We start from the raw sequence: 20525 nt of genomic DNA, 5'->3' as shown, positions 1-20525 counted from the left end.
GTCCTGCGGATTAACCCGCAGGCTAGCCGGTAGGGCGTCGCTCCGCGACGGCGAGTGCGTACGCGAAGGATGAAGGCGCGAGCTTGGATCTGAGGGGCATTGCCTTATCGCTATCCCAATCGGAGCGCAGTGATCGCTACCCGCAGCCTATATGAGGCGGAGCAAGATACGGTGTATCCAGACGAGAGATACTCCCGTCAGAGTCGAGTCACATGGATGCAATTGTCCGCCACTAGCCTTCCGATTCTTCGAGAAGCTTGCGCATGCGCTCGAGTTCGGGGTCGACAGCCGGAGTGTCCTCCGTTTGTGATTCGAGTTCTGGAGCAGGCGCCTCCGGGGTGGTGGCATCCTGACCTTGTTCGAGGATGGGCTCGAGGCGTGGTTGTTGGGCCTGAAGGGAGATTCGCCACTGGCTGCCGGCTTTCACCAATGAGGTGACGCGGATGGCGGAAACGGTCATGACTTCCTCGCGGTGTTTGGTACGGGCGATGAAGTGGACGGTGCGGCCGTCGTTCTCGCCGCCCAGCCCGAGGATGGTGACCTCAACCGAATCGATGGGCAGCTGTTGGTTGTCGAGGTCTGCTTTGGCGCGTGCTTCCTGGACGGTTGCGTAGAAGAGGGCAGGCTCCGCGGATTCCATAGCCTCGATCGAGTCGAAGCCGAGTTCTTGGAGGACGCGGGTGGTGAGTTTTTCCTTCGCTTCGTCGTTGGGTGCGGTGTCGATGCGGGTGCGTACCGCGTTGATCGTGCGGAATTGGAACGCACCAAGCGAGGTGGCGTCGATCAGGGCGACGGCTTCGCGAGGATTGTTGGAAAGTGTGGCTTGCAGGTAACGTGTCAGTGTGGCTGCGGCCGGGTGGGCGGTGGCGGCCTTTTCCAATGCGTTTACTTCATCCGCTCCGGCGACAGGTGGCAGAGCTGGCGCTTCGCCTGTGTTTGCAGCTTCCGCGTCCGAGTTGGCTGACTGCGCGTATCCGGCGCTGAATGATGAGGCCGCGACGAGCAGGGCGATCAGAGGTTTGCGGATGGAGGGGGCGGAAAGGTCGCGGATGAGCATGGCCGTTGTGTGTTAGCAGCGCCGGGTTTTTGGGAGGAATCCGCTACATTTTAGTGTGCTTGCGTGTGGTTTCCTTCGGGCTGGCCCGGCTGAGTCGCGGTAGTATAATCCAAGTACGTATTCGGTGGCACCTGAAAATGACGTTAGATTATGCTGCCGGCAGCAGGGTGGCGGAGGATTGCGGGAAATGTCAATCGTTCGGCACATCGATTACACGGAATTCTTTCTCGTCGTCGATTGATCATCCGCTAGGATGAAGCTTCCCTGGCCTCGCCCCATTCATGAACCGACCATCCCATCATTCTCCTGCCCACCCAATGCGTTGGCGTGGACCGTTGCCGACAGAACGCCCGCAGGACGACATGGTCAGAAGACTCGCGATCATCAATTGTATCGTCTTTGCATTCGTGAACGTGCTGCAGAACCCGTTGAACGGGCATCTGCTGATGAGTAAATATTGGCTGACGGCGGATTCGTTAGCGGCGGGGCAGTGGTGGCGTCTGGTGACGCATATGTTTTTGCACGGAGGAACGATGCACTTGGTAGCCAATATGCTGGCTTTGTATTCCTTCGGGCGCGTGGTGGAGGATGAGTTGGGAGGAGTGCGGACGTTGATTATCTATTTTGCCGGAGGGATCGCGGGCGGGCTCTTGCAGTGTGGATTGGCGAATGAGTTGCCTTTGGTCGGAGCGTCTGGTGGTGTCTTTGCGGTGGTGATGGCGTTTTGTTGGATGCGTTGGAATTTGAAGGTGACCTTGTTGTTGGGGTTTGTGATTCCGCTGCATCTGAAAGGACGGACGTTTACCTACGGATTGCTGGGGGCGTCGTTGGTTCTCGGGTGGTGGTATTCGGGTGATGTGTCGTCGGTGATGGGGCAGATCGGGCATTGGGCGCACTTGGGAGGTGGCCTGATGGGGCTGGCTCTTGGTCGGTTCTTTTTTGGCCCGGCGATCAAGCCGTTCTTCCCTGTGCGGTGGGGCGGCGGGGATATTGAGGGGTAAACCGTCCCTTCGGGACGAGGCGGCGGAAGGCGAGGGATCCTGCGGATGAATCCGCAGGCTAGCCGGTAAGACGTCGCATCGCGACGGGGGGCGAGGTGTTTCTGGCGTTGGTTATTTCGAGGAGTGTTTGACGATGGGGGCGGGTTTCCGCCACCATTTCAGGGTGGTTTGATTTGGGACGTGCGCAGATCCCCAAGGCTGAAGCCGTTGGGCTTTGTACCATGTTCCCTTCAGGAACGGATTGCGGTGGCTTAGGGGCTCCGTTCCTGCTAGCCGGAGGGGTGTCTCCGAGTTGTCGCTGAGGGGTTGCACAGGGAGGGAGCGTCATGTCGCGGTGCGACGCACTGATGGGACGGTATTCCTGCCGCCAGAGTGGTCGTTGATTTCCGACCTTGGTTTGTCTCAGTGGTCACGAGGCTCCTGAAAGGAGGCGGTAACAGAGCACAGGGCTTCAGCCCTGTGGCTGGGTGTGGCCAACTAGTGCATCCTGAAAGGATGCTGGAGATTGAGAATGGCACAGGTAAACGAAAATCGCCCTGGGACGGTGAGGTCCGCAGGGCGATCTGTGTGAGGTTTCTGCTGTACCCGCTAGAGGTGGCTATTTCTGCAGCTGGTCGAGCAGGTCGAGAGGCAGGATGCCGCCGGTTGCGCGGTAATGGGCGAGGCTCAGGCCGATGAGCAGCGACAGTACGACGACAAAGAGCGAAACGATGAACCCACCGATGCCGCCACCTGACTTCTGTGGGACGTAGGCTGGTTGGGCCGGACGGGCGGCGCGTGCCGGTGGCGCGGTGGTCGCTGGGGCTGCGGCCATGGCATCGGATACCGGCTCCTCATCGTCCTCCTCGTCGACAGGGATGGCCTGGGTCACCTTGCGGCGTGGGGCGGGTTCGTCATCGTCCTCGTCAACAGGCACGGCTTGGGCGACGCGGCGGGTTTCAGGAGATGTGTCCTCGGATTCCTCTGCCGCTGGTTCGGTGATAAGAAAGTCTTCGTGTTCCGCTGGCGGGGCCGGATCTAGGGGTGCTTCACCGTCGGCTTCGAAGGTGAGCATGATTTCGCCCATTTTGACGACATCGCCGTGAGCGAGGGTGTGGGCATCGATTTCCTTGCCGTTGAGTTCCACCCCGTTGGTCGAGTCCAGGTCTTCGATTTTGAAGTCGTCGCCTTTGCGGGTGATGACGCAATGGTGGGAGCTGAGTGATGCGTCGTCGAGGGCGATCGTGTTGTCCGGGGCGCGGCCGATGCGGACGAGGTCGATCTCGAGGCTGAAGCGTTTGACCTCGCCATTGGGGAGGGTGAGCGAAATGTGGGCGGACATGGGTGGTTTAGGTGTGGCGGGTTTGGGCAGGGGGATCAACGATTCACTTGCGTGCGATCTTGGGAACCGCGTTGAGCAGCTTCTTCGTGTAGTCGTTCTGCGGGCGGTAGAATACGTCGTCCGCCGTGCCGGTTTCGACCAGCTTGCCGCCGTACATCACCGCGATGTCATCGGCAAGGTAATGGACAACGCCCAGATCGTGCGAAATAAAAATCATGCTCAGGTTGAGGTCGCGCTGGAGTTGGCGCAGCAGGTTGAGGATCTGCGATTGGATCGAAACGTCGAGAGCTGAGACAGGCTCGTCTGCGATGATCAACTTCGGCTCAGGTGCCAGTGCGCGGGCAATGGCGATACGCTGGCGCTGGCCACCGGAGAACTCATGCGGGTACTTTTGCATGTGGCGTGCGGCGATGCCGACGGTGTCCAGCAGCTTGATGACGCGCCTGGTGGCTTCCTGTTTGTCGATCTTGGGATGGCGTTGTTTGATTGCCTCGGCGAGCGTGGCGAAAACGGTCATCCTCGGGTTGAGCGAGGCGTACGGGTCCTGGAAGACCATCTGGAAGTCGAGCCGGCGGTGGCGGATGGCTGCCTTTGAGAGAGTGGTCAACTCTTCGCCATTGAGCTTGATCGAGCCACTGGTCACTGGAATGAGCTGCATGATGCAGCGCGAGAGCGTGGACTTGCCGCAGCCGGATTCGCCGACCAGGCCGAGGATGCGGCCATCGTCGACGGTGAGCGACACTCCATTCACGGCGCGGACGATGCCCTGCTTGGTGTGGAAGTGTTTGGTGATGATGTCGAGTTCGAGCATGGGATGCGGATTATTCGGCTTTTGCGTTGGCGATGCAGCCCGGGCATTTTTGTACCCAGTGGCCGTCGCCGATGTCGACCAATGGCGGGCGTTTTGTAGTCAGGCAGCGGTCGGGATTGCCCATGGTGTTGCGCGGTTTGAAGGCGCAGCCCTCGATGGGCTTGGTAAGGTCTGGTGGCAGGCCTGGGATTGAGTGGAGGTCTTCGCCCTTTTTATGAAGAACCGGGATACTTGCCTGAAGAGCGCGGGTGTATGCGTGCAACGGCGACTCAAAGAGCTTGGCGGTAGGGGCGCGCTCGACGAAGCGGCCTGCGTACATCACGTTCACTTCGTCGCACGTTTCAGAGACGACGCCGAGGTCGTGGGTGATGAAAATGACCGCTGTGCCGAGCTCCTTCTGCATGTCCTTGATCAGATCGAGCACCTGCTTCTGCACGGTGACGTCGAGCGCGGTGGTTGGCTCGTCGGCGATCAGGAGATCGGGCTTGGTGATCAGTGACATGGCGATCATGACGCGCTGGCGCATACCGCCGGAGAACTCGTGCGGGTAGGAGTCGATGCGGGACTCCGCGTTTTTGATGCCGACCTTCTCCATCATTTCGATGGCCTGATGGCGTGCGGCTTTCCCTTTGATGCCCTCATGAATTTCGAGCGGCTCGGTGAGCTGCTTGCTGATCTTCATGTATGGGTTGAGCGAGGTCATCGGGTCCTGGAAGATCATCGAGATGCGCTTGCCGCGGATCTTGCGCAGGGCCTTTTCGCCGCAGGAAAGGAGGTCCGTACCGTCGAACATGGCGGTGCCTCCGGCGATGCGGCCGGGGGGCATCGGGATCAGCCCGAGCAGGGAGTAGCAAGTCACCGACTTGCCGGAGCCGGACTCACCGACGATGCCGACGGTTTGTTCGCGTTCGACGTCGAAGCTGACTCCATCGACCGCGCGCACCGTGCCGGCGCGGGTGTCGAAGTAGGTTTTGAGGTCGTTTACAGAAAGAAGAGGTGGCATGGGAAACCTGTTTTGAGGGATTTGGGATTAGGAGAATAATGGTCGCTGCGCTCTGTTTGGATGATCCGTCGGCGGGAATACCGACCATCCCGTGTTTCGTGAGAGCGACAGGTCATGTCCATCATGTCAATCCTGTCTAAACATATCGCTTAATCCTTGGCTGACTTAGGGTCGAGAGCGTCGCGCAGGCCGTCGCCGAGGAAGTTGAGCGCGAGCAGGGTGAGGGAGAAGACGATGCTCGGGTAGAGCAGTAGGTTGCTATTCACCTCCATGCGGTCGGCTCCCTCTTTGATCAGGATTCCCCACGATGAGTTCGGTGGCTGGACGCCGAGTCCGAGGAACGAGAGGATGGCTTCGAAGAGCATGATGCCCGGAACGGTGAGCGTGGTGTAGACGATCACGGGACCCAGCGTGTTGGGAAGGATGTGGCGGAACAAAATGCGCGAGTTGCTGAGACCGAGTGAGCGCGCAGCTTCGACGAACTCTTGTTTGCGCAGACCTTGGACCTGGGCGCGGACGATCCGAGCCATGTTGAGCCAGCCGATGGCACCGATAGCGATGAAGAGCGGCACCAGCGAGGTGAAGCGGTAGACCGATTGGCGGTCGGCTTTGAGCAAGTCGGTAAAGAAGTCGGTCATTTTTCCGGTGTAGGTGGAAACCCACAACGAGAAGAGAATGACGAGCACCAGGAATGGCAACGCGTAGAGCACGTCGACCCAGCGCATCATCCAGGCATCGGTGCGGCCGCCGGCGTATCCTGCAATGCTGCCGTAGAGCACGCCGATGGTGGTGGAAACCAATGTGGTGGCCAGAGCGACGAGCAGCGAGATCTGGCCACCGTCGAGGATGCGGGAGAAGAGATCGCGGCCGAGGTGGTCGGTACCGAGCCAATGCTCCGCGCCCGGACCTGCCGAGCGGTTGTCCAGATTGATCGCGTTGGGATCGGGAAGATCCATCAGCAGCGGCAGCAGGTAGCAGGCGGCAAAGATGACGACGAGCAGGACGGCGCTGACCACGGCGATGTGGTTTTTGCGCAATCGCAGCCAGGCGTCATGCCACAGCGACGATCCTTGTTCGATCGGCTCGTTGGTCGATGGGGCGTTGGAGGAATCAGACGTGCTCATTTGTTGTCAGCGGTGCGGGCGCGTGGGTTGAGCCAAAGGGTGGCAAGATCGGAAAGGATGTTGGCGGCGACGATGAGAACGCCGAAGAGCAAAACAATGCCCTGAAGTAGAGTGTAGTCGCGGTCGCCGGGGGCTTGGACGAAGTGCTGGCCCATGCCCGGGATTTGGAAGATGGACTCAATGACGAACGAGCCCGAGATGATGGCAGCAAATGCCGGCCCGAGGAACGCGACGACCGGGACGAGCCCACCGCGCAGGGCGTGGCGCACGATGATGGTCGATTCAGGCAGCCCTTTGGCGCGGGCGGTGCGGATGAAGTCCTGGGACATGACTTCGAGCATGCCGCTGCGGGTGAGGCGGGCGATGTAGGCTGCGGTTGGCAGAGCCAACGTCAGTGCCGGAAGGACGAGGTCACCCGGTTGGCCCCAGCCGGCGACGCGGAACCATCCCAGGTTGATCCCGAAGTAGGTGGCGAGGAGAGGCCCGATGACGAAGGTCGGAACACAGATGCCGACCAGCGCGCCGACCATGGCAGCATAGTCCGCGAAGCTATTGCGGCGGACGGCGGCGATCACACCGGCGGGGATGCCGATGCCAACGGCGATTGCCATTGCGCAAACGCCCAGCGTGGCGGAAACAGGGAATGCCTGACCGATGATCTCGGAAACCTCACGGGTTTCGCGCTTCATCGATGGCATAAGGTCGCCTTTTGCGACGCTCTTGAGGTAGTTCACGTATTGGATGTGAACCGGTTTGTCGAGGCCGTAGGTTTCGTTCAACTTGGCCTCAATGTGGGGCGCAAGCTGGCGTTCGCTTTGGAATGGTGATCCAGGAAGCTGGCGCACGAGAAAGAACGTGAGCGTGAGCAGCACGAACAAAACGAGCACGCCCTGGGTCAGTCGGCTGAGGATGATTCGGAACATCAGAGTCGCGGGTGTGGTGGGAGGATTACTTCGATGCGGCAGGCTGCGCATCGTCGGTCAGGCGGATGGCCTTGTACGGGTGGTTGTCGAGGAGCAAGGCATTCCAGCCTTTGACCGATGGGTGGAGCAGGTAGTTGCGTGCGTACCAGCTGATCGGGATGACGGGTGATTCGCTCATCATGACACGCTCTGCCTGGCGCAGGAGGTCGAGGCGCTTAGCGGCGTCTCCTTCGTGGGCGGCCTTTTTGAGCAGCGCTTCGTATTCCTTGCTTGCCCAGCCGGTGTTGTTGTTGCCGCCACCCTCGATCCACATGTTGAGGAAGGTGGTGGGGTCAAGGTAATCGCCGATCCAGCCGCTGAGAGCGATTTCGAAGTCCATCTTGTGGGTCGAGCTGATGTACGACGACCATTCTTTGTTTTCGATGCTCACATCGATGCCGAGGTTTTTCGACCACATGGCCTGAACGGCTTCGGCCAAGGTGCGTGAGCTTTCGCGCGAGGCGATGAGGAACTTGAGCTGGGGGAACGAATTGCGGTCCGCAAACCCGGCGTCGTCGAGCAATTGGTTCGCGCGTTCAATGTTGGTGACGAGGACGGGATCCGGCTGGTAGTCGCCGATCGGTGGGGTGAACGACTGCGCCGGGCGGTGGCCGTAGAGTAGGTTTTCGGTGATCGCGGTGCGGTCGATGGCGAGTGTGAGTGCCTCGCGGACGCGTGGGTCGTCGAGTGGCTTGACGGTCGTGTTGGCGCGCAGGAACAAAGCACCGACGTACGGTTCCTGACGCAGTTGGTCCGGCATCTTCTCCTTCATTACAGGCACCAGCTCGGCAGGGCAGCTGTTGGTGGTGTGGAGTTGGCCGGACTCGTAGGCCCGGATTTCCGTGTATGGGTTGCCGATCGGGATGAACTTCATGCCGTCGAGCCAAACGTTCTCCGCGTCCCAGTAGTGTGGGTTGCGGGTGACTTCGATGAAGTTGTTGAACTGCCAATCCTTGAGTTGGAACGGACCATTGCTCACGATGTTGCCCTCGACCGTCCAGCGGTTGCTCTTGTCGGTCATCTTGGCTTTGCGGGTCTCCGCCTGGCTGTGCTCGAGTACGGCGTGTTTTGGCACCGCGAACCACGTGTAGTGGCGGGTGATCGATGGCAGGAATGGGACGGACTCGCGGCAGCGGATGCGCAAGGTGTAGTCGTCGATGGCCTCGACCCCGACGCGGGCTTTCTCCCACAAGTCGGGTTTGCCGGCTTTGTGGTAGGCGATCAAGCGGTCGAGGATGGCGTGGATTTGGTCGGTGGTGAGGGCGTCCGGGAAGATGAACCGTTCGCGTGGTGCCTCGTAGATGGTTTCGAGTTCCTCGAGAGTGAGGTTGTCGAGTCCGCGGGCGCGCAGTTCGTCCATCGAGCCTTCCTCGGGGTCCTTGATTTCCTTGTCGCCGCTGAAGTTCACTTCTTCGAGAACTTCGCGGATGATCGGGATGTCCGGATCATTGAGGCAAAGAATGTGGCCCAGCTTGGTTTTGTTGTAGGCCTCCGCGTTCTCGATGAAATAGAGCATCTCCGCGTACTTGGCACCGAGGTCAGGCGACAGCATGCGCTCGTAGGCGAAGGTGAAGTCGTGGGCGGTGACTGGTTTGCCGTCCGACCACTTGCCCTCGGGCTGGAGGAAGAATGTCCATTCGGTGGATTCCGGGTTTGAGGTCCAGCGGGCGGCGGCACCGGGAAGCATCTCCGTGTCGGAGGTTGGGGAATCGGCGACCAGCCCTTCGAAAAGTGCCGAGAGGATCTTCGATTCGGGAACCCCGGACACCTTGTGTGGATCGAGACCTTGGGGTTCGGTCGAGTTTCCATAGAGGAAGATGCGGTCGCGGTTGGCGAGCTCGACGTCCGTCGGACGGTCGCAACTGGTCATGGCCGCCAGAGAAAGCAGGGCGGCAGGCAGGGCGAGGGCGGAGAGTAACGAGCGAAGCATGAGCAGGTTCGGACGGGTGTGGGGATGGTGCCGCGCGGATACGGCACAGCGACCGATGGTCTGTCGGTCGCTGCAGGGGAAAACCACGCGAGAGGCATGGCTATCACGGATTGCCATGCCTCTCAAGAGGTGAGATCGACTCAGAAGTCGTCTGGGTGTGCGGGTTAGGACTCGTTTGGAAGCAGCAGCATCGAGAATCGAGCCGGGCCGGGGCCGTTGACCAGTCGCACGAGGATCTTGTTGTAGCCTTTCTTGAACTGAACCTGGCGGATTTCTTCGCTGAGTTCGTACGGTGAAAGGAGGTGGTCCTCGAACACAATCTCGCCATTGATCCGGATGCGCGCGGCATCGTCCGAGGCGAATGCCAGGTTCATCACGGTATCGTTTTCGCAGTAAACTTCGGTGTAGGCGAAGTAGAGTGCGTCGTTGGCGAGTTGTTCACGCGGGATACGCACCTCCACCGTCGGGCTTTGGTAAAACTTCCACTTCAGGCGTCCGGAGAGTTGGTCGCGGCCGAAATAGCCACGCTCATCGTCATAGACACGGTGGGTTTTGCCCGATCCGTAGAGTGCGTCGAGGTTGACGTCCTGCTCCGGCGGGTAGATGCGCGAGAAGTCGATGCGTTGGTATGGGCCGATCCGGCCGTCGACATCCCACGGGCCGATGATGTGCCAGGTGTCGACGTAGAGGTAGCCCTTGCGGGTGCTTGCCGGGTCGAAGCGGCGGCCTGGGATGGCGTTGGCGAGAATGGTGTCGCGGTTCAGTGTGATTTCGTGTGGTGCTTGTTGACCTGCGCCGAGCTCACTGCGCAAGCCGAGAGACAGCAGGACGTGTTCCTTGGTGAGCGAGCCGAAGCGTGCGATCTCATCGTCGCCGGCTTTGCCAACCATCTGGTCGCCTTTGCCACCGCCGAGAGCGAACTGATCACCGAGTTGTTTTTTGGAATCTCCTCCCGGACCGGGAGGCGCGTCGCAAGCTCGTCATGTGCCGCCCTCCTTGGCTGGCGTGGAGCTCGTCAATGCGCGTGCGGCACTGGCTGCGGCCTCCTGGAGCAGTGCGGAGAGTGCCTCAAGTTGTTCATCTGTGAGTGGCATCTGCCCTTCGATGCCGTTGAGCTCCTTTGAAAGATCGTCCTGGACGTAGCTTTCGTGGGCGATTTTCTCAATGGCTTCGGGGAACGTGATGTTGGCGACTTCTGCCAGCTTGGCGGCTTGGACGTCGCCCATCAGGTCGCTGTAGTGGGCGCCGAGCTTTTGCGACAACTCGTGGAGTTGGGCGATGTTCATCGGACTGAGCGTCGCCGCCAAGTCCGCGCGCTGGGGCTGGGTGAGCGGGTGGTCCTCGGCGCTGGCGTTGCCGCGTAGAGCCAGATCCACGTTGTTGGTGGCGAGGGCCATGGTGTTACCGGCGAGTGTGCGGGCCTGGCGTTTTGTTGCCACGGTAAACCCATCGTCGCCCTTGTCGGTCTTCCAGCTCATGCCCTTCACCGTCGAGTGGAGCTTTTCCGCGGCGTCGGCCATTGGCTGTAGGTTTGGGGTGGTTTCCCATTGTGACATGCCGTTGAACAGAACACCGAAGCAGCGGTCTACCTGTTGCCAATCCGGGGTGATGAACGCGTTCATGTCCTGATTGCCAACGCGGTACTCTTCCATCAGCGAGCCCTTTGCCCCTTTGATCTGATCCGGGATCAAGGTCTTCAACGAGGGGAGTGTGTTCGGATCGTTGCGGAAGAGCTCGGTCGCTTCGGCTTCCATTTGCTCGGCGACGGTCACGCGTTCTTCGAGCTTGGTGATCGACTCGATCAGTTGCTTGCGGTAGCGCTCCTTGCGTTTGTTGGCGAGGCGCTCAATGTCCTCCTTGCTGAGGACGCGCGGGCGCTTCTGGGATTGGTTCTTGCGCTCCTGGCGCGCCTTTTCGCGCTCTTCTGCCGTGGGCATGTCGAGCTCGTTGGAAAAGAGCTCGGGCTTGATCCAGGCGGTCAGACCGAAAATTGCCAAGGCAGCGAGCGAGACGCCGCGGGCAATGCGGCGGCCACGTAGCTGTCGGCGCGCGATGGGGTCGTTATTGATTGTAGCTTTCATCGTAGGTGCGGACGCCGACGTTTTTCAGTCCGTGGAAGTTGCAAAGGTCGATCACCTCGGTGACGCGCGCGATGTCGCAGCGGCGGTCGCAGTCGAGGCGGATGCCCTGATGTGGGTCGGATTGGGCGATTTGTTGGAGGCTTTTGCGCAGTTGCATGCGGTTGCTGGATGCGCCTTCAAAGAACCAGTTGCCCTGGCGGTCGATGCCGATGACCACCAACGTGTCGTCGATGGGCATCTCGAGTGCCGATGTCGAGGCCGGCAAGGCGATGTCGATGTCTTTGTTCTTCTTCTTCAGCATGGTGGTGACCAGGAAGAAGATCAGGAGAAGGAACACGCAGTCGATGAGCGGAGACATCGAGACCTCGATTCCGTCGTCGTCTCTATCTTTGTGGAGTCTCATCGGATGTGAACGTGGATTGGAAGTTATCGGAGACAACGCGCAGGGTCACATTGTCGAATCCTTGGATTTTGCAGATGTCGAGGGTTTTGACGACGCGTTGGAACTCGGTGCCCTGTTGGGCTTCGAGGACCAGCGGTTTCTTGCGTCCGCCATCTGCTGCGAGTTTGCGCAGGTGGGCGGGCAGGTCTTTGATGTCGGCGTACATTTTACGGCCGAAGGCATCGCGTTCGCCGTCAGGTTGGACGAACTCACCGGCACGGGTCATGCCGATGGTGATTTCGTTGGTGCTGGCTTTCTCGGCCAGGGCGAGTTCCGGCTCGGGCAGTTTCACCGGGATGCGCTTCTCCGTCTTCTTCAGCATGGTGGTGACCAGGAAGAAGATCAGTAGGAGGAAAACGCAGTCTATGAGCGGAGACATCGAAACGTCGAAGTTCTCCGATGCCCCGCGGGCTTTGCTTTTGCGTCGGCGGTGGATGCGCACGGTAAAGGTGGGGTTGGGTTACCGATGCAGCGGTTACTTGCTCTGGCCTTTGAGGAACCAGCGGTGCGACACGCGGTCGATGGCTTCTTCCAGCTCGTCGGCGTAGCGGGCCATGCGGACTTTGAGCCAATGGTGGACGCCCAGTGCTGGGATCGCGATGATCAGGCCGATCGCTGTGGTGATGAGCGCTTTGCCGATCGAGTCGCCGAGTACCAATGCGGCTTCCGCGCTGTCCTCGAGTTTGGCGAATTTGGCGAAGGCTTCGATCATGCCGACCATGGTGCCGAGCAGTCCGAGTAGTGGAGCCAGTGTAGCGATGACGCCGATGCCGTAGCTGCGGCGGTTTTGGCGGTCGATGTCCCGGCCGGCGATGTCCGCCGCGCTGTCCATCAGCACCGAGTGTTCCGAGCCGTGGTACTCCGCCATGTGGGAGACTACTTTGGTGAACGTGCTAGGAGCGGACTGATAAAGGTCGTCAGCACCGGCGACGTCGCCTGGGTTGAGGGCGGCTGCCTTCTCAATGACTGCTTCCGCCGGGATGATTACTTTGCGGCGCAGGTTGATCAGGCGCTCGATGATAAAAAATACCCCGGCGAATGCCAGGGCGATCAGGACCATTCCGGTCATTCCTCCTTTTTGCAGCTCTTCGAGCCAGTTGATGGCGACGGAATCTGTTGCTGCTAGGGTGGATTGGAATGCTGCGGAGGTTGCGAGGGTTGTCATAGTTAGGAGTTGAATGGAATGGGGGAGGAACGATGGGAGCTGTATGATTTGTTGGAAAAATTTGGAATAAAGTAAAAATGGTTTTGTCGGTGGAGCTCCGGAGGGGACTTTGACGAGTCGAATTGACGGGGGATGACGCATCCTTTCCAAGGATGAGCGATTGTTGAGACGGGAGGTGGTGATTGCGGCGTTATCCTGTGGAATTTGTATTAATTGACCTGACGGCTTGAGTTGCGTTGATGCTTTGCTTATGTGTCGCGGTCACCGGTGGGCTGTTGCCGGCGATTCCCCCTTCCTATGAAAGCCTATTTCCTCAGACGTCTGCTGCTTGTTCCCTTCACCCTGTTGGGGGTGACGATTGTGGTGTTCACGGTGAGTCGCTGGGTTCCGGGTGGTCCGATCGAGACAGCGATGCAGCAGGCGAGCCAGGCCCAGGAGGGCGGGGGCGGATCCGGTGGGGGTAAAGAGTCCGGCGGTTCCCTCGACGAGGACAAGTTGGAGGCGATGGAGGAAGAGTACGGCTATGACAAGCCGTCGTTCATCGCTTACCTGCAATGGCTTGGGGCGTGGAAGAAAGAACGGCAGATCGCCAAAGGTGAGTTCAAGAAGGTGACGCGTTTGCGCGAGGATTTGGTCGGTGACCCGAAGTTGGAAACCTTGGTGACCTTGTCCGGAAGCGGGCGTCAGGTGTTGGTTCGGCGCAGCTCGCCGGATGCGGTGGATGTGGAATCCGCGACCTACTTGGATTCGGGCGAGTCCATCCTCAATGATTGTTGGCAGGTGCGCATCGAGACGCCCGATGACCGGATCTTACGTTTTGCCCGGCGTTACCGCCTCGGAGTGAAAGAGGAGGGCGAGCGCCTGGTGGTCGACAGCGATCTCTATTCCGCCAAGGAGTACGCGTACCGTGCGGTGATCTTCAAAGGCCGCTTCAGCGGGTTGCTGCAAGGGGACCTTGGTCGCTCGTCCACCTACAACGACCGGGTGATCGACATGATTCTCGAGCGGATTCCGATCGCGCTCTACTTCGGAATCCTGACCGCGATCATCACCTACGGAGTGTGCTTGCCGCTGGGCGTGGTCAAAGCGCTCAAGCACCGCACGATGATCGACAGTGTGACCTCCGTGTTGATTTTCGTGGGCTATTCCGTGCCGGGCTTTGCGTTGGGTGCGGTGTTGCTCGTTCACTTTGGCGCGCGGGCGGACATCTTTCCATTGGCCGGACTGGTTTCCCCTGAGTTCGACACGCTGAGTCCGGGCGCGAAGCTCAAGGATCTGGCAATGCACACCGCGCTGCCGCTGCTTTCTTACGTGGTGGCTGGCTTTGCCGTGACCACCATGATGATGAAGAACAACCTCATGGATAACCTGGCCGCCGACTACGTTCGGACGGCGGTTTCCAAAGGCGTGAGTTTCAAATCAGCTGTGTTCAAGCACGCGTTCCGCAACTCGTTCATCCCGATTGCCACTGGTCTCGGCAACCTGATCGCGCTGATCGTTGGTGGATCGATGTTGATCGAGCAGGTGTTCGATATCCCGGGCTTCGGGTTGTTGCAGTACCAGGCGGTCAAAGATGTCGACATCAACGTGATGATGGGCACGCTGACCATCGCCGCCTTCCTCATGCTCGTCGGGAACATTCTCTCCGACTTCATCGTGTCCTTGGTCGATCCGCGGATCAAATTCCAGTAAGCCTCACTTTTTTCACCGAATGATTCGAAAACTTGCCTGGTTGTTGATCGCGCTCTCCGTCGTTGCGATCGTTGCCGAACTCTTCGCGCTTCAGTTGCCGACCTTGCGTTGGCCCTTCAACGTTTCCCGTGAAATCCCGGCATTGGGATGGCAGGGGGAGAAGTTTATCCCAGTTTTCGGCTACCTCTTCTGGTTGGTCGGAATCCTCGCGGGGGCGGGCTTGCTGTTTAAATTCAAGCCCGGTTACAAGCTGACGCCGATCACCGAGCGCCGCTTGAAGCGCTTCAAGGAGAACCGCCGTGGCTATGTCTCGTTCCTGATCCTCATCGTGATGATGGTGATTGCCGCGCTCGACCACGTGATCGTGGGCAACGAGGCGCTGGCCGTGAAGTACAACGGCAAGTGGCAGTTCCCTGCCTTTGTGCTAGAGCAACCAATGGGCAAGGACTTCGGACTCGAGGGCGATGCCGCGTTGACCAAGCCGAACTACCGCAAGCTCAAGCTGGCCTTCGAGGATGCCGACGAGGGCAATGTGGTGATCATGCCGCTGGTGCCGTACGCGCCGACCGGTGATACGCAGTCGACCCAGACCTCGCCGCTCGAGAAGCGTGAGGATGGCAAGATCTACCTGCCTGGCAAAGACGAGGTGTTCAGCGGGATCGCGATCCGGCTGTACGATCCGCGCAACCCGGACCGCATGCACACCCGGATGCAGATCCGTGATGGCTTGCTCGACAAAGAGACCAATGGCTGGTCCGCCACCGGTGAGCGTGTGTTGAGCGTGAGCTACTCCGCGGGCGAAATGGTTGAGGACACGCTGCACTGGACTGGTGAGGGATCGGTCGACGAGTTCCTGACCGCTGGCGATGCGTTGCCGATCCGCCAGGCATTTGCCAACCCGGCGCCACCGCTGCCGGAGAATGGTCACCTGCTCGGCACCACCTCGCAGGGCTACGACGTGCTGGCCTACCTTTATGGCGGCTTGCAGGTGAACTTCAAAGCGGCTCTGGTTTACATCCCGCTCATTTACACCATCGGAATCACCGTTGGATTGTTGATGGGCTTCTTCGGCGGCACGTTCGATCTGATCGTCCAACGACTGATCGAGATCTTCTCCAACATTCCATTCCTCTTCGTGATTGTGATTGTCAGTGGCAGTGTGCCGGACCAATGGAAAGGTCTGGCGCCGGTGCTTGGGATCCTGGTCGTTTTCGGATGGATGGGGATGACCTATCTGATGCGGACGGCCGCGCTGAAGGAGAAGCAGCGCGATTACGTGGCAGCAGCCCGTGTGATTGGTTGCTCCACGCCGACGATTATTTTCCGTCACATCCTGCCGAACGCGGTGGCGATTCTGGTGACGCTCGTGCCGTTCTCGATCTCCGGGTTGATCATGGCGCTGACCTCGCTCGACTACCTCGGCTACGGCTTGCCGGAGAGCTACGCCACCTGGGGGCGTTTGTTGAAGGACGGATTGGATAACTTGTCGGCCTCGTGGCTGGCGACATCCGCGTTCCTGGCACTGGTTGCCACCTTGATTTTGGTCACGTTCGTTGGTGAGGCGGTACGTGATGCGTTCGATCCGAAAAAGTTCACCACCTATCGTTAAGATCTATGTGGAAATCGTTAATACTCTCCGCTTCGCTGGTATGCGCCGGGGGCGCGCTGCTTAGTTCGTGTGCCGAGCCCGAGCAGGCCGTGGTGAAGCAGGACTTCGGGCTCGAAGACTTCATCCCGCTCTACAACAACCATATTGCCGAACACCTGCTGCAGCAGAAGGTGCGGGTGGAAAAGGCACTAACCGAGGCACGCGAAACCTTGGCAAAGGCTGAAACCGATCAGGCCAAGGCCAATGCGGCATCGACGCTCGATGACTTGGAACGCGAGTTGGCGAGGATTGAATTCCGTCAGTCGCTCGATGGTTATTTCTCCATCAAAACTCCAGAGGATCTCCCTGAGGGATTGGTGTGGAATGATGGCATGGAAGAACCGCCAATCGGTGACCCGGATGCCAAGAAGGGCGGGCGCTTCAACTCGTTCATCATGGCCTATCCGCCGACATTGCGCCGCTTCGGAGCCAAGTCGAACCATAGCTTCCGCGGATATCTTTATGACAACCTTGAGATCCCGCTGGTGAGTATGCACCCAACCACCGGGCAGTTCATTCCGGGAGTGGCCAAGCGCTGGGCGGTGAGTGCCGACGGGCGCACGATGTTCTACGAGATCGACCCGGACGCACGCTACACCGACGATACTCCGGTGAAAGCTATGGACTACCTGCGTGGCGTCTATGTGCGGATCTCCGATAACGTGGTCGAGCCGTTCTATTCTCAGTATTACCGCGATCAGTTCGCTAACCTCACGGTCTACAGTGACCATCTGCTGTCGATTTCGCTGCCGGACGCGAAGCCGCTGCTACCGTTGTACGCATCGGTGTCACCGGCTCCTGAAAAGTTTTACGAAGAGTACGGTCCTGACTACAAGGACCGCTACCAATGGCGAGCAGAGCCGACCACCGGCGCCTACCATTTGGCTGAGGATGGGCTGCAAAAGGGCCTGTCCGTGACACTGACCCGCAAGAAGGACTGGTGGGCCAAGGACAAGAAGCATTATCAGTACATGTACAACCCGGATGAGTTGTACTACAAACTGGTGCGCAGTCAGTCCAAGGCGTTCGAAATGTTCCGCGCTGGTGAAATTGACTTCCATGCTCTGACGCCGCCGGATTTCTGGTACCGCAAGTCCGAGATGCCGCCTGTGTTCAAGGGCTACATCGAGCGCTACACGTTCTACAATCAGTTCCCGCGTCCGCCGTATGGTTTGCACATCAACGTGCGCAAGGCGCCGCTCGACAACCGTGACGTGCGCATTGGCATCAGCTACGCCACCAACTGGCAGAAGGTGATTGATGTGATCTTCCAAGGCGACTATGCGCGGATGAACCACTTCTCCGAAGGTTACGGTTCATTTTCCAACCCGAACATCAAAGCCCGGCCGTTCTCGATTGAGAAGGCGCGTGCTCACTTCGCCAAAGCAGGCTACACCGAATTGGGCAACGACGGGATTCTCCGCAAGCCTGACGGCACCCCATTGTCAGTGTCGGTGACTTATCCTGCGGTGCCGGTCATTTCGCAGCGTCTCGCGTTGCTTAAAGAGGAAGCGGCAAAAGCGGGGCTCGAACTGCGTCTCAATGGGTTGGATCCATCGGTGGCGTTCAAGGAGACGTCGGATAAGAAGCATCAGATATGCTTCACCGCGTGGGGTATGCAGCCTCCGTTCCCTCGCTACCATCAGTTCCTCCACTCGACCAATGCCGTGACGGAAGAAGGCAAGACCAAGCCGAATACTAACAACATTTTTGGCTGGGCGGACCCTGTGACCGACAAGCTCTCTGAGCGGATCCGTAATGCGTCTTCAACCGAGGAGATCCGCGATGCGGCGTGGAAGGTGCAGCAGATCATACATGATGAGGCGATGTTTGTGCCAGGTTACCTGACCGACTTCATCCGCTTTGGTTCGTGGCGTTGGATGCGCTGGCCGGATGAGGAGTCGATGCCGTTGTTGCCGCCGGAGACTTCGGTGCCGGACGAAAGCTATGTGTTCTGGATTGATGAGGAGCGCAAGCAGGAGACGCTTGAGGCGATGAAGCGTGGCGAGACTTTCCCTGAAGTACAGCATACGGTGAATGTCTTCCGTTCGTGGAAGAAACCGTTGCCTCGTCCGCTGCCGAAGCCTGCTGGTGCGGAACTTCCTTCGGATTCGGATCAGCCAGTGATTGATGCGGAGCAGGAAACTGCCGATGAAGTGCCAGCCGACGCGGTGGATGCCGAAGAGGCTGCCGTTCCAACTGACAACCAGGAGGGTGTCCAACCATGAGTGATTCGATTCTTCAAGTACGTGATCTGGTGACCGGCTTCGATACTGACAACGGTCGTCTGGTGGCAGTCGACGGAGTGTCGTTCGACGTGCCGAAAGGGAAAACCGTCGGCATCGTCGGGGAGTCCGGATGTGGTAAGAGCGTGACCGCGATGTCGATCGTGCAGTTGCTGCCACAGCCGATGGGTCACATCCAAGGTGGTGAGATTTTGTTCGACGGGGAAAACCTTGTCGGAGCGGATGAGAAGCGCTTGCAGAGCCTGCGTGGTGGTGAGATCGGCGTGATCTTCCAAGAGCCGATGACCGCGCTCAATCCAGTGCATCGCATTGGCAAGCAGATCAGTGAATCGTTAATCCTGCACCGTGGGATGAGTAAGCGCGAGGCGTTGGAGAAGTCGGTCGAGTTGCTCAAGCGGGTCGGGATTCCGGCTCCTGAGAAGCGCGTGACCGAGTACCCGCACCAGCTTTCCGGTGGGATGCGTCAGCGTGTGGTGATTGCCATTGCGCTGGCATGTGACCCCAAGCTGGTGATTGCTGACGAGCCGACCACCGCGCTGGACGTGACGGTGCAGGCGCAGATTCTGGATTTGCTCAAGGACCTGCAGCGTGAGAGTGGGATGTCGACCATCATGATCACCCACGATCTCGGAGTGATTGCGGAAACCTGCGACGAAGTCGTGGTAATGTACGCAGGACGCGTGGTCGAGCGTGCCCCGGTGGTGGAGCTCTTCACCAACCCGCAGCACGCCTACACCAAAGGCCTGCTCAACTCGATCCCGCGCTTGGAAAACGAGCGCAAGACCAAGCTCAATACCATTCCCGGACTGGTGGCTTCGATTGCTGATTTCGTGCCGGGTTGCCGCTTCTGCCAGCGCATGAACCGCACCGGAGATTCGCTCAAAACTCGCCCACAATTTGTCGAAGCTTCCGCCAACCACTGGGTCGAAGCGTGCCCTGAGTGCACTGATGTTTCCCTCAACCAACCTGTCGCATGAGCCAAGCTGAATCTACACAGACCCCGCCACCCGCGCCTTCATCCGACGTTGAGCCAATCCTCAACGTGCGTGATTTGAAGATGCACTTCCCCGTGCGTGGCGGCGTGATGATGCGTCAGGTCGGCGCGGTAAAGGCAGTGGACGGCGTGTCGTTCGCGGTGCGTCCCGGTGAAACGCTCGGGCTCGTCGGTGAATCCGGCTGCGGCAAGTCAACTCTGGGCAAGGCGCTGGTGCGCCTGTACAAGCCGACCGCTGGTAGCATTGAGTTCGAAGGGCGTGAGATAGCGAACCTCAGCCAGCCTGCGTTGCGTCCGATGCGCTGCGATTTCCAGATGGTTTTCCAGGATCCGGCGGAGTCGCTCAATGCGCGTATGTCCGTCGGCCAGATCGTTGCGGAGCCGCTTGAGGTGCAGGGGATCGGAACCCCAGCCGAGCGTGAGGCCAAGGTTGCTGAGTTGTTGGAACTGGTGGGTCTCCCTGCCAGTGCCGCTCAGCGCTACTCGTTCGAGTTCTCCGGCGGTCAGCGCCAGCGCATTGGCATCGCCCGCGCCTTGGCATTGAACCCAAAGATGCTCGTGTTGGACGAACCGGTTTCGGCACTCGACGTGTCGGTGCAGTCGCAGGTGCTCAATTTGTTGATGGACCTGCAGCGTGACTTTGGCCTGTCGTATCTTTTCATCGCCCACGATCTGGCGGTGGTGAAACACATCAGCGATCGTGTGGCTGTGATGTATCTTGGCAAGATTGTCGAACTCGCGGATGCGGATACGATCTACCATTCTCCGAAGCATGCGTACACGAAAGCGCTTTTGAGCGCGGTGCCTCATCCGGACCCATTGCGCGAGCGCACGCACCAACCATTGCCTGGCGACGTGCCATCACCGATCGATCCACCGGCGGGTAGTGCGTTCGGTCACCGAATCAACCATCCGGATTATGAGATGACCGTCGGCATGGATATGTCGTTGGTGGAAATCGAGCCGGACCACTGGGTGGCGGCGGATCCTTGTTGTTTGGAGCCTGAGGACTGGGCTAAAGTCCAAGCGATCCGTGCCTAAAGGGTTT

Annotated in this window: 18 protein-coding genes; 6 read left to right on the top strand and 12 right to left on the bottom strand. The window is 59.3% G+C overall.

What is annotated here, in order from left to right; all coding sequences use genetic code 11:
* Nucleotides 1–232: 232 nt before the first annotated feature.
* Entirely contained in the window at nt 233–1057 is an 825-nt protein-coding gene (locus G3M56_RS12825) for a hypothetical protein (RefSeq protein ID WP_164365157.1), read from the bottom strand.
* A 281-nt stretch (nt 1058–1338) separates the two neighbouring features.
* Here G3M56_RS12825 and G3M56_RS12820 point away from each other — a divergent pair, with 281 nt between their 5' ends.
* Nucleotides 1339–2058: a rhomboid family intramembrane serine protease gene (locus tag G3M56_RS12820; RefSeq protein WP_164365156.1), complete on the top strand. Its 720-nt coding sequence runs from the start codon at nt 1339–1341 to the stop codon at nt 2056–2058.
* A 598-nt stretch (nt 2059–2656) separates the two neighbouring features.
* Here G3M56_RS12820 and G3M56_RS12815 read toward each other — a convergent pair.
* The 11 genes from G3M56_RS12815 to G3M56_RS12765 form a co-directional block, all read right to left on the bottom strand.
* On the bottom strand, nt 2657–3379 hold the full coding sequence (locus G3M56_RS12815) for an FHA domain-containing protein (RefSeq protein WP_164365155.1): 723 nt from the start codon (nt 3377–3379) through the stop codon (nt 2657–2659).
* A 43-nt stretch (nt 3380–3422) separates the two neighbouring features.
* The gene (locus G3M56_RS12810) at nt 3423–4190 is read right to left on the bottom strand and encodes an ABC transporter ATP-binding protein (RefSeq protein WP_164365154.1); all 768 of its coding nucleotides are present in this window, start codon (nt 4188–4190) and stop codon (nt 3423–3425) included.
* A 10-nt stretch (nt 4191–4200) separates the two neighbouring features.
* On the bottom strand, nt 4201–5193 hold the full coding sequence (locus G3M56_RS12805; protein WP_164365153.1) for an ABC transporter ATP-binding protein: 993 nt from the start codon (nt 5191–5193) through the stop codon (nt 4201–4203).
* A gap of 149 nt (nt 5194–5342) precedes the next feature.
* The gene (locus G3M56_RS12800) at nt 5343–6317 is read right to left on the bottom strand and encodes an ABC transporter permease (RefSeq protein ID WP_164365152.1); all 975 of its coding nucleotides are present in this window, start codon (nt 6315–6317) and stop codon (nt 5343–5345) included.
* Nucleotides 6314–7240 (bottom strand): ABC transporter permease, encoded by a 927-nt coding sequence (locus G3M56_RS12795; protein WP_164365151.1) that lies wholly within the window; start codon nt 7238–7240, stop codon nt 6314–6316. Before G3M56_RS12795 ends, G3M56_RS12800 begins: the two co-directional genes overlap by 4 nt.
* 25 nt (nt 7241–7265) lie before the next feature.
* Nucleotides 7266–9209, bottom strand: a complete 1944-nt coding sequence (locus tag G3M56_RS12790; protein ID WP_164365150.1) for a peptide ABC transporter substrate-binding protein — start codon at nt 9207–9209, stop codon at nt 7266–7268.
* Nucleotides 9210–9373: 164 nt separating this feature from the next.
* Entirely contained in the window at nt 9374–10099 is a 726-nt protein-coding gene (locus G3M56_RS12785) for a hypothetical protein (protein WP_164365149.1), read from the bottom strand.
* Between the two features lie 90 nt (nt 10100–10189).
* Complete coding sequence (locus tag G3M56_RS12780) at nt 10190–11290, bottom strand: hypothetical protein (protein WP_164365148.1); 1101 nt, start codon at nt 11288–11290, stop codon at nt 10190–10192.
* Nucleotides 11271–11693 carry an ExbD/TolR family protein gene (locus tag G3M56_RS12775; protein ID WP_164365147.1) on the bottom strand — a complete coding sequence of 141 codons (423 nt, stop codon included), beginning with the start codon at nt 11691–11693 and terminating at the stop codon, nt 11271–11273. Before G3M56_RS12775 ends, G3M56_RS12780 begins: the two co-directional genes overlap by 20 nt.
* On the bottom strand, nt 11674–12174 hold the full coding sequence (locus G3M56_RS12770; protein ID WP_164365146.1) for an ExbD/TolR family protein: 501 nt from the start codon (nt 12172–12174) through the stop codon (nt 11674–11676). Before G3M56_RS12770 ends, G3M56_RS12775 begins: the two co-directional genes overlap by 20 nt.
* A 33-nt stretch (nt 12175–12207) precedes the next feature.
* Nucleotides 12208–12897, bottom strand: a complete 690-nt coding sequence (locus G3M56_RS12765; protein WP_164365145.1) for a MotA/TolQ/ExbB proton channel family protein — start codon at nt 12895–12897, stop codon at nt 12208–12210.
* 297 nt (nt 12898–13194) lie between these two features.
* Between G3M56_RS12765 and G3M56_RS12760 the strand changes: the two genes are divergently transcribed.
* The 5 genes from G3M56_RS12760 to G3M56_RS12740 are packed head-to-tail and all read left to right on the top strand — an operon-like array spanning nt 13195 to nt 20518.
* Nucleotides 13195–14589 carry an ABC transporter permease gene (locus tag G3M56_RS12760; RefSeq protein WP_164365144.1) on the top strand — a complete coding sequence of 465 codons (1395 nt, stop codon included), beginning with the start codon at nt 13195–13197 and terminating at the stop codon, nt 14587–14589.
* A gap of 19 nt (nt 14590–14608) precedes the next feature.
* On the top strand, nt 14609–16198 hold the full coding sequence (locus G3M56_RS12755; protein WP_164365143.1) for an ABC transporter permease subunit: 1590 nt from the start codon (nt 14609–14611) through the stop codon (nt 16196–16198).
* Nucleotides 16199–16203: 5 nt separating this feature from the next.
* Nucleotides 16204–18465, top strand: coding sequence for an ABC transporter substrate-binding protein (locus G3M56_RS12750; protein ID WP_164365142.1), 2262 nt, complete (start codon nt 16204–16206; stop codon nt 18463–18465).
* The gene (locus G3M56_RS12745) at nt 18462–19460 is read left to right on the top strand and encodes an ABC transporter ATP-binding protein (RefSeq protein ID WP_164365141.1); all 999 of its coding nucleotides are present in this window, start codon (nt 18462–18464) and stop codon (nt 19458–19460) included. Before G3M56_RS12750 ends, G3M56_RS12745 begins: the two co-directional genes overlap by 4 nt.
* On the top strand, nt 19457–20518 hold the full coding sequence (locus G3M56_RS12740; RefSeq protein ID WP_235203449.1) for an ABC transporter ATP-binding protein: 1062 nt from the start codon (nt 19457–19459) through the stop codon (nt 20516–20518). The genes G3M56_RS12745 and G3M56_RS12740 overlap by 4 nt, the downstream gene beginning before the upstream one ends.
* Nucleotides 20519–20525: the final 7 nt, after the last annotated feature.

Source organism: Sulfuriroseicoccus oceanibius (assembly GCF_010681825.2).
GTDB lineage: Bacteria > Verrucomicrobiota > Verrucomicrobiia > Verrucomicrobiales > SLCJ01 > Sulfuriroseicoccus > Sulfuriroseicoccus oceanibius.
Note: the sequence above shows the minus strand (reverse complement) of the source record. Positions and strands in the feature narration are given on the sequence as shown.

What these genes read in the sequence shown, in the direction of transcription:
- G3M56_RS12775 (WP_164365147.1), bottom strand. Translation starts at nt 11,693, where the DNA reads ATGAGACTCCACAAAGATAGAGACGACGACGGAATCGAGGTCTCGATG.
- G3M56_RS12820 (WP_164365156.1), top strand. Translation starts at nt 1,339, where the DNA reads ATGAACCGACCATCCCATCATTCTCCTGCCCACCCAATGCGTTGGCGT.
- G3M56_RS12810 (WP_164365154.1), bottom strand. Translation starts at nt 4,190, where the DNA reads ATGCTCGAACTCGACATCATCACCAAACACTTCCACACCAAGCAGGGC.
- G3M56_RS12780 (WP_164365148.1), bottom strand. Translation starts at nt 11,290, where the DNA reads ATGAAAGCTACAATCAATAACGACCCCATCGCGCGCCGACAGCTACGT.
- G3M56_RS12760 (WP_164365144.1), top strand. Translation starts at nt 13,195, where the DNA reads ATGAAAGCCTATTTCCTCAGACGTCTGCTGCTTGTTCCCTTCACCCTG.
- G3M56_RS12800 (WP_164365152.1), bottom strand. Translation starts at nt 6,317, where the DNA reads ATGAGCACGTCTGATTCCTCCAACGCCCCATCGACCAACGAGCCGATC.
- G3M56_RS12795 (WP_164365151.1), bottom strand. Translation starts at nt 7,240, where the DNA reads ATGTTCCGAATCATCCTCAGCCGACTGACCCAGGGCGTGCTCGTTTTG.
- G3M56_RS12740 (WP_235203449.1), top strand. Translation starts at nt 19,457, where the DNA reads ATGAGCCAAGCTGAATCTACACAGACCCCGCCACCCGCGCCTTCATCC.
- G3M56_RS12805 (WP_164365153.1), bottom strand. Translation starts at nt 5,193, where the DNA reads ATGCCACCTCTTCTTTCTGTAAACGACCTCAAAACCTACTTCGACACC.
- G3M56_RS12755 (WP_164365143.1), top strand. Translation starts at nt 14,609, where the DNA reads ATGATTCGAAAACTTGCCTGGTTGTTGATCGCGCTCTCCGTCGTTGCG.
- G3M56_RS12825 (WP_164365157.1), bottom strand. Translation starts at nt 1,057, where the DNA reads ATGCTCATCCGCGACCTTTCCGCCCCCTCCATCCGCAAACCTCTGATC.
- G3M56_RS12750 (WP_164365142.1), top strand. Translation starts at nt 16,204, where the DNA reads ATGTGGAAATCGTTAATACTCTCCGCTTCGCTGGTATGCGCCGGGGGC.
- G3M56_RS12765 (WP_164365145.1), bottom strand. Translation starts at nt 12,897, where the DNA reads ATGACAACCCTCGCAACCTCCGCAGCATTCCAATCCACCCTAGCAGCA.
- G3M56_RS12745 (WP_164365141.1), top strand. Translation starts at nt 18,462, where the DNA reads ATGAGTGATTCGATTCTTCAAGTACGTGATCTGGTGACCGGCTTCGAT.
- G3M56_RS12785 (WP_164365149.1), bottom strand. Translation starts at nt 10,099, where the DNA reads ATGGTTGGCAAAGCCGGCGACGATGAGATCGCACGCTTCGGCTCGCTC.
- G3M56_RS12790 (WP_164365150.1), bottom strand. Translation starts at nt 9,209, where the DNA reads ATGCTTCGCTCGTTACTCTCCGCCCTCGCCCTGCCTGCCGCCCTGCTT.
- G3M56_RS12815 (WP_164365155.1), bottom strand. Translation starts at nt 3,379, where the DNA reads ATGTCCGCCCACATTTCGCTCACCCTCCCCAATGGCGAGGTCAAACGC.